Below are 7,499 nucleotides of genomic sequence, written 5' to 3'. Positions count from 1 at the left end.
GCCCAACTCCTCCACCAGCACTCCCCCGGCCGGTACCGCTACCACGACCTCACCCGCCAGCACGCCCGCGACACCACCGAGACCACCGACCCCGAACCCGACCGGCGAGCCGCCTTCGACCGCATCACCACCCGGATGCTGCAGATCGCGGTCGCCGCCCAACGGACCATCAACCCCCACCGCTGGTACCTGGGCCGATACTTCACCCAGCCGCCCGCGACCACCTTCCCCGACACCATCACGGCCCTGGACTGGCAAGAGGTCGAGCGCGACAACCTGCTCGCCCTGCTCCACGAAGCGCACCTGTACGGCGACCACACCAGCGCGTGGGAGATCGCCGAGGCCATGTGGGGGCTGTTCACCCACCGCAAGCACTACACGCACTTCGAGCAGTTCCACCGCAGCGGGCTGACCGCCGCCCAAGACGCCCAGGACATCCTGGCGCAGGCCCGGATGCTGGAAGGGCTGGCCGCCTACCACAACAACCGCGGCTCCCACACGGCCGCCATCACCCACGCCCAGCACGCCCTCGACCTGGAACGCGCAGCCGACCACCCGATCGGAGAAGCCTCCGCGCTGGACATGCTCGGCGTCGCGCAAATGGTCACCGGCCAGCTCGACCAGGCCGCCGAAACGTTCACCCGGGCCCGCAACATCCACCGCCACATCGGCCACCCGCGCGGCGCCGCGCTCATGACCCGCCACCTGGCCGAGGTCGCCGCCAGGACCGGCCACCACGACCGCGCCATCGAGCACCACGACGAAGCCATCAGCTACTTCGCCGCGCACCACGAGCCCTACCTGCACGCCCGCGCCCTCACCGGCCGAGCCGACAGCCACCTGCACCTCGGCCGGCTCGACGACGCCGACACCGACCTCCACGCGGCCCGCGCCCTCACCCAGCAGGTCGACGCCCAGCACGAAACCGCCAACATCCACACCCTCATGGCCCGCCTCGCCGACCTACGCGACGACCCCGAAACCCGAACCCACCACCTACGCCAGGCGCACGACCTTTACCTCAAGCTCGGCGCCCCACAAGCCACCCACATCGCCGAACAGCTCGTCCAACGATTCCCTGGCGCAGATCCCGGCCGCCCCTCAACCGAGGAGCCCAGGTAGCCCATGGCCGGCGCCCCGAGCATCTAGCACGCCAATACCGGTAAGGGTGCCCTTTGGCGGGGAATTCGTCAGAGCAGACCTGAGCTCGCACCATATGGAAGCGTGGCTGACAGCGGCCAGCGCGGATCGGATCTGGCCCACTTTTCGTGATTGATGCGGCTCCGTCGGCCGTTCAGGTGCTGGGCGGTACTGCCCCGTAGCCCGCTGGTCGCGGACGAGCATGTGTCACGTGGGCAGATCATGATCTTGGGGTGCTGCTGCCTCATCTGGCCGAGGTTGAGGTCGAGCGGGTTGAGCAGGCGGCTGGTGGGGTGGCGACCGTGCGCGAGGTCACCGGCTGGCTCACCCGCCATCCCGACTCCCTCACCGAGGACGAACGGCCCCAGCTCAAAGCCCTGCTGGAACGCTGCCCCGAACTGGAACTCGCCGACCAGCACATTCGCGCCTTCGCCACCATGCTCACCCAACTGAGCGGCCACGATCTCCCGCGATGGATCAGCGACGCCCACGCTGCCGGGCTGCCCGGGATCTCCTTCTTCGCCAAGGGTCTGGAGCAGGACCTCGACGCCGTCACCGTCGGGCTGACCGGCCGCTGGAACTCCGGCCCGGTCGAAGGCCGCGTCAACCACATCAAGGTGATCAAACGGCAGATGTTCGGACGAGCCGGCCTGCCGCTACTCCGTAAACGGGTACTGCTCACCGCCCAGCGCACCTGAACGGGCCGACGGAGCCGCATCAATCACGAAAGTGGGCCAGATCCCACGGCAAACCGTCAGAGCCAGGGCATCCCTGCCGAGATACCGAGATCAGCTTTGAGGAGCTCGATGAGAGCCAGACGGCGGTCGTTGGTCTGCTCGACGTCTGACACCGGTACGCTAGCGCCGTCGGAGATGCGGGCGTGGACGTGCAGGACTGTGTCGGTGAGGGCGCGGGCGGGCTCAGCGACGTTACGCCCGGCAAGGATCTCGATCTCGGCGGTGGCGGCCAGGAGCGCGGCGTCCTCGGTGCGGGTGCGCTGACCGGCCAGCGCCTGGGCATAGCTGGCGCTGATGGCGCGCAGATACTCGGCATACAGCCGCCGCTTGGCGTCAGTGAGGGAGTCCGCCCGCTGCCATCTACGAGTTCGTGCCGCCTGAGCGTGCTGGGCGAGCCCTCCGACAAGAACCCCGAGTAGCGTTCCGCCGATTCCGATGATGGTCGCTCCCATTGCGCCCTCCAGCTTTCGATCGCTGTGTGCGCCCCAGCTTGGTCGAGTGATGCCCCGTCAGGAAGGCTTCGGTGAGGGGGCGGCCTCCTAGCAGCACGTGAACGGCCTCGACCTCACCCACAGCGGCAGTGCCGTCATCGCAGAAGGTCACGGGCAGCGAGAAGTCAGCCCCATCATCGAGAATGGCTTCTGGATCAAGGCAGAGGTTCTGCACCGGGGCTACGACGCCGACGGACGGCCCATGAAAGGCAGAGTCTTCGTGAGGTGGCTGAAGCGAGGGCTGGCGGCCATTGCTCGCTGAACAGCGATCAGAGCCGGCGGCGTTCCGCAAGGGGCGACGGACCATCGGCTCGTTGAATCCCGAGGATCATGCCGAGACCGGTCAGCACATCGCCGGCGAGGAGTGATGGATTCGCTTCGAACCTTTGAAGCATCTTGGCAACCTGCTCGGGCGGCAACTCTGACAGCGCGTGCTCCAACTCTTGGAACCCCTCGTCTGCGCGGATGTCGGCAGCCGCCACCAGTCGCATCTGCTCCTCAGCGAAGCGTTGCGCTGCCAACGCCATGAGGTAGCGAGCTTGTCCTCGGAGCTGGTCATGTTCGTCTTGAACTCAGCGAAGGCGGCGATGTCCTGGGTGGGTTCAACGATCCTCGCCTCGATCACGGTGTTCTTCTCCTCAGCTCGGCGCTGACGGCGGAGCGCTCTGCGTTCGCCCCAGTGTTCTGCTCGCGCCCGGAAGGCGGGGCGTAGCTTCTCGATCCAGAGCCGCCTGGCGTAGGGCGCGCCATACTCGATCGCAACGATCTATAGCTCGCGTACGATCTTCTGAACGAACTCGTCCCGCTCCTCCTGCTCCTTCGAGCGGCGAGGTGGCTCGGGTTCCTCGTATGGGCGGATCGGCTCTGAGTCGAACGCCTCCTCCTCGATGTGACTGAGAGTGACCTGGTCAAGCTCCGCATCTACATCGCTGCGCGTGAGTGGACTGAACTCTCCTGGCCTCTTTCGTGAGTTCGAGTAGCGAGAGTCCTTCCGGCGTGTAACCCACATCTTCTCCTTGACGTACCCATGATTGTCGTTCTCCTGCGCCATGGGCAGAGCGTACACTCGCGCCCCGACACATCCCTTCCGGGAACGAAAAGCGCGCCCTTCTTCACCTTTCTCTGCCTTTCCCGTTAAAAGTGGCCTCTCTCCGGCCTATGAGTCCTTCTCTCAGGCGTCTTTTCGGATAGTGGCAGGTAGAAGAACTGTGCGCCCAAGAAGCCGGCCAGCTCGCTGAACCAGTGGTTCGGCTAACGACTGGCAGTGACCACGAGTGGCAGCGTGAAGTAGCTCGGCAATAACTACCAATTCGGCGAAACGACCAGAAGCGGTGTTCAGTATAGGGGCGAGCTCGTGGCGGACCTGGGCGGTGGCCGATGGAATCAGCAAACTGTGACTGTGAAGCATTGCTGCGTCGTACCCGGGCGGGGCCAAGCCCCAGCCTTCGAAGTCGAATAGACGCAGCGTCGGTGTGCAGACATTTGCAAAATGAAGGTCTCCGTGGGCGGAGACCCATGCCCCCGGAGACGAGGTGCTTATCGGTGTTCCCAATAACCTAGGCATGGCGTGATCAAGAAAGCCTTGATGAACGGTGAGGCGGCGGGTCGGCACCGCTGCGATGTCGTTGAGCGCTACCCGTAAGCCGGCCCACCATGACGGGGGCAGATTCAGGGTCGCGCTCAAGATCGGGGTGGCTGATGCGGGAGGATCGCTCAAGTGGTCGTACAGTTCCGCTCGGTATTGCCATTCCCGGTCATTCCAGTCGTGCCATGAGCGCAACCGGGGTCGCGGGATTGAGGTGGGCAGGGCCTGTTCGGCTTCGATGGCGCCGTCCCAGAATGTGGTGACGGCCTTGCCGATCGGGGCGCAGGCCACGCGGAGCCAGGCCAGGCCGTCCGGTGCCACGACACGGCGGCCGAGCGTTCTGCCACGCCACCCCCATGCCTCTTGGTCGTCGTCTTGGTGGATAGTGACGCCCATGGCGGCTCGGGCGTGGCGGTGGGCGGTACGCATCCACTGAACCACCTCACGGTTGTCGGGCCGGGGCCACATCACCCACCGTCCGCAGCCGACGCGTCGGGGGTCGGGTATGGCTGGTCCAGGACGGTGTCGCGTGCCGCCCGCGCGAGGATGCTCTGGGTCCTGGCGGACAGGCCGAGCCGATTCCAATGGAAGATCATATGGTGGGCCAGGACGTCGCGTAGTCCCCGTTCCAGGCATCCCTGGTCTGCTGATTCTGCGAGGGCGCGCCCAGCGTGGTCGAATGCGGTGATCCAGGGGACGATCGCGGCCAGGGGCTGGTCAGGGGCGAAAAGGACGTTGGTGGTGGGAGTCTGGGCGGTCATCAACACGCGAAGGTGGCATGCCATCTCTCGCAGTCGATGAAGCGGGATGTCGGCAGCAAGGGGGCGTAGGTGCGTGATGCGGTGCCAAATGTCGCCTTGTTCGTACCAATCCTGGCGTGCGCCGTGCAGCAGCGCGCTGCAGAGCAGGATCGATAGTTCGCGTCGTCCGAGTGCCGATTGGCCCGGGGTCGTGCTTCGCAATACCTGGTCGAGGATGCTGCGGCTGTCGGCGTGGAAGAGGTTGTGGGCGAACTCTATGGCGCTGGCGCCGCCGAACGCGGCTGATTCTGGCTCGTAGATGGCTTCCGACCACCGCTCGATCGCCCCTTCCGCGAGAAGTCTGTCGAGGACGGTGCCGAAGGATGTCTTCACGTCGATGACTGCGGCTGGGGTAGGCAGGATGCGCATCCGCCAGCAGGGCGCCTTGCGGATGAACCACCATGCCGTCACGAGGTTCTCCTCGTTGAGGGCATTCAGGTGTGGGGCGAGGTGGGTGGCCGCGATCCGTTCGGCGGTGTCCCAAGCCGTGAACTGGATATTGGTTTGGAGCCAGGAGCGGCCCGTTATCCGTGCGTGAAGCGCGGCTCGTCCCGCCGTTCGGTAAGTCTGGACAGCGTGGGCGAGGTCGGCGGGTGGTAGACCGCCGCGGGCGGCGGCGTGGTTCAGCGGCACGCCGGCCAGGACCGCGGCGACGCTGTTATCGATGTCGTGCAGCGCGGTCTTCGCTGTCCCGTCCGCTGGCCTCTTGGGCTGGGCGCGATTGGTTCGGTGGCTCAGTTGATCATCAGGCATGTGTCCCATCCGGAGATCGGCGGCTTGGCGCCAGCGGCGGTATACAGGGCGAGTGCGAGACCGGCCCTGCCCTCCAGTAGTCCGGCGGGCTCAAACTGTCTTGCCGCGTGCCGGGTGAGCAGCTTGGTGAGGTGCGGTAGCCGGGCGCTGATCTGCGAGTTGAGTGCGTCCCGCGAGGCTCGAAGGGTGGTCTGGTACACACCGGCCCAGCCGTGGCACAGGCTTCCATCGACGAGCTTGTTTAGCTGGGTGGGATCGGATAGGCACGCGACCAAGCTGGCCTCGGCCAGGTGACGGCGGTGGTCGTCGCCGGTGGCGATGGCGGCCAGTTGCTGGGCACGCGCGAGTCCTGGCGTGCCGTAACACCAGCTCGGTCTCCCGGGGCCGGGCTGGTTCGATCGGCCAGTGCGTAGGTCGTCCATCGTGATCCATTGGGGCCACCACGATCCGAGGGCATCATTGTGGTGCCAGGCGTCTAGAAAGGCGCAGATCCGTCCGATCGCATCGGCCTGCCGATCAACGGTGATCCCGGCCCGCATGGCTTGGGCGAGCAGCGCAAGTGGCCCCGCAACGCCGTGGGCCATGCCGAAGTTCGCATGCCCCCCACGGGCAGCGTGGGTGTCCTTGACATTGGGACCGTGCCGGGCCCACCAGCCAGGCAGCGATCGCCCGCCTGTGCGTAGCGGTTCGGTCAAACGCACCAGGTATTGCAGGATCCGGCCTAGCGCATCGTTGCCTGGGGCGTGGCGGAGGAGATACGCGCCGATTCCGGTCAGCCCGTGCAGCAGGTCGTACTCGGCGAACGCTGGATGTTGACCATCGCGGATGCGCTCCAGGGCGAGATCGACTCGGCGATGCGCCAACGCGGTGAGATGGGTGTCGATCCGCGCATTGGCGGCGCGGTAACGGCTGGTGCCGTCGGCGTCGGCTGCGCTGAGGACGAAGGCGACCGCAGGCGCGCCGAAGTACAGGCATGCGTGGTCGTCGGCGCTGATCTGGTTGTGGGTGGCCGCTTTGACCCAGGTGTGTGCGGTCTGCCAACTGCCCAGGCCGACGTGCGCACGTTCAATGTGTAGGAGCGCGATCCCTGCCGCTCCGGTGGCTAGCGATTGGAGCGAGCCGGGGTGTTGTACGCGCAGTATCGATGGTGTCAGGGACTGGGAGAGTGTCTCGGCGGCCTGGCGGACGGTCGGCGCGATGACGGTCGGCGCGGTCATTGCTGCTCCCGGCGGCTGCGGGCGAGCTGGCTGAGCGCGGCGGCACGGGCCAGGCTGTTGCTGACTCGCTCGCCATCGGGGTCGACCCCCAGGCACCGAACGTGGTGCAGGTGGAGTAGGGGCCGCATCGTTGAGGAAGGTTCGCGCTGGTCGGCTAGGTGGGTGCGGTAGGTGGTGAGCGCCCTTCTGCGTCCGTTCCAGGTCGCCACCACGTCGTCGCCGCCGGGCAGGGATCGCATCGTCGCGTGTTCGCGGCAGGGGTTGGCCAGCTCTACCGCCTGATCGCGGAGCGCGTTTCTCGGTTTTGCTTGATGCGGGAGCTGGTCGATGAGCCAGTTCAGACCATGCGTAGAGGTCTTGGCGTAGGAGGAGGCGAGGTCGACGAGACTGGCTGCGGCAAGTGCCTGTGCCGATATCCCGATACGGGCTGCCACGGCGATCTGGGCGAGTGCGGCGGCCGAGTCGGCGGCGAAGACGTTCTCCGCTGAGGTTGCCGCCTTACCGTGGCCGAACCGTCCGGTCTCAGGATGGTAGGTGCCCAACCGCAGGTGTGGCACTAGGCCGCGGTCACGCAGGTCGGCCGCCCAGCGGCCGACACGGGACGCAGCGGCGCCGTAGTCGGCGGATCCCGGCAGCCGCACGTACATCTCTAACCAGGATTAATTGGTGTTGGCGGGTGTGGTGGTGAGGGTGAGGCCTGTGGTGGTCAGGCAGCCATCGATCACGTCGGGGTGGTGCTGGACCACTTTGAGGCGGTGCTTGATCATGCGGGTGAG

The 7,499-nt window shown here is 66.3% G+C and carries 9 protein-coding genes; 3 read left to right on the top strand and 6 right to left on the bottom strand.

Going from position 1 to position 7,499, the window contains the following annotated elements; genetic code table 11:
* On the top strand, nt 1-1,122 hold a 1,122-nt coding region (locus E1264_RS44100; protein ID WP_165964575.1), incomplete at its 5' end, for a hypothetical protein.
* 251 nt (nt 1,123-1,373) lie between these two features.
* Entirely contained in the window at nt 1,374-1,838 is a 465-nt protein-coding gene (locus E1264_RS37450; protein ID WP_132181442.1) for a transposase, read from the top strand.
* A 56-nt stretch (nt 1,839-1,894) separates the two neighbouring features.
* Here the strand turns inward: E1264_RS37450 and E1264_RS37445 are convergent, their stop codons facing one another.
* Nucleotides 1,895-2,329 carry a hypothetical protein gene (locus tag E1264_RS37445; RefSeq protein WP_132181440.1) on the bottom strand — a complete coding sequence of 145 codons (435 nt, stop codon included), beginning with the start codon at nt 2,327-2,329 and terminating at the stop codon, nt 1,895-1,897.
* A gap of 97 nt (nt 2,330-2,426) precedes the next feature.
* On the opposite strand from E1264_RS37445, the gene E1264_RS37440 reads away from it, so the two are divergent.
* The gene (locus tag E1264_RS37440) at nt 2,427-2,630 is read left to right on the top strand and encodes a hypothetical protein (RefSeq protein ID WP_132181438.1); all 204 of its coding nucleotides are present in this window, start codon (nt 2,427-2,429) and stop codon (nt 2,628-2,630) included.
* Nucleotides 2,631-2,637: 7 nt separating this feature from the next.
* Here the strand turns inward: E1264_RS37440 and E1264_RS37435 are convergent, their stop codons facing one another.
* From E1264_RS37435 to E1264_RS37410, 5 genes are all read right to left on the bottom strand, one after another.
* A complete protein-coding gene (locus E1264_RS37435) occupies nt 2,638-2,895 on the bottom strand; it encodes a hypothetical protein (protein ID WP_132181436.1) in 258 nt (85 codons plus the stop codon).
* A gap of 239 nt (nt 2,896-3,134) precedes the next feature.
* On the bottom strand, nt 3,135-3,419 hold the full coding sequence (locus E1264_RS37430; RefSeq protein WP_132181434.1) for a hypothetical protein: 285 nt from the start codon (nt 3,417-3,419) through the stop codon (nt 3,135-3,137).
* Between the two features lie 1,001 nt (nt 3,420-4,420).
* Nucleotides 4,421-5,506 (bottom strand): thiopeptide-type bacteriocin biosynthesis protein, encoded by a 1,086-nt coding sequence (locus E1264_RS37420; RefSeq protein WP_132181432.1) that lies wholly within the window; start codon nt 5,504-5,506, stop codon nt 4,421-4,423.
* Nucleotides 5,488-6,723 carry a lanthionine synthetase C family protein gene (locus E1264_RS37415; protein WP_132181430.1) on the bottom strand — a complete coding sequence of 412 codons (1,236 nt, stop codon included), beginning with the start codon at nt 6,721-6,723 and terminating at the stop codon, nt 5,488-5,490. Before E1264_RS37415 ends, E1264_RS37420 begins: the two co-directional genes overlap by 19 nt.
* Nucleotides 6,720-7,370: a thiopeptide-type bacteriocin biosynthesis protein gene (locus E1264_RS37410; RefSeq protein WP_132181428.1), complete on the bottom strand. Its 651-nt coding sequence runs from the start codon at nt 7,368-7,370 to the stop codon at nt 6,720-6,722. The genes E1264_RS37415 and E1264_RS37410 overlap by 4 nt, the downstream gene beginning before the upstream one ends.
* Nucleotides 7,371-7,499 lie beyond the last annotated feature (129 nt).

This window comes from Actinomadura sp. KC216 (assembly GCF_004348535.1).
In the GTDB taxonomy this organism is placed as follows: domain Bacteria; phylum Actinomycetota; class Actinomycetes; order Streptosporangiales; family Streptosporangiaceae; genus Spirillospora.
The sequence above is the reverse complement of the archived record's forward strand: the minus strand, read 5'-3'. Positions and strand labels throughout refer to the sequence as shown.

Excerpts from the sequence above, each read along its gene's own strand:
- E1264_RS37430 (WP_132181434.1), bottom strand. The coding sequence starts at position 3,419 with ATGGCGCAGGAGAACGACAATCATGGGTACGTCAAGGAGAAGATGTGG.
- E1264_RS37445 (WP_132181440.1), bottom strand. The coding sequence starts at position 2,329 with ATGGGAGCGACCATCATCGGAATCGGCGGAACGCTACTCGGGGTTCTT.
- E1264_RS37410 (WP_132181428.1), bottom strand. The coding sequence starts at position 7,370 with ATGTACGTGCGGCTGCCGGGATCCGCCGACTACGGCGCCGCTGCGTCC.
- E1264_RS37415 (WP_132181430.1), bottom strand. The coding sequence starts at position 6,723 with ATGACCGCGCCGACCGTCATCGCGCCGACCGTCCGCCAGGCCGCCGAG.
- E1264_RS37435 (WP_132181436.1), bottom strand. The coding sequence starts at position 2,895 with ATGGCGTTGGCAGCGCAACGCTTCGCTGAGGAGCAGATGCGACTGGTG.
- E1264_RS37420 (WP_132181432.1), bottom strand. The coding sequence starts at position 5,506 with ATGCCTGATGATCAACTGAGCCACCGAACCAATCGCGCCCAGCCCAAG.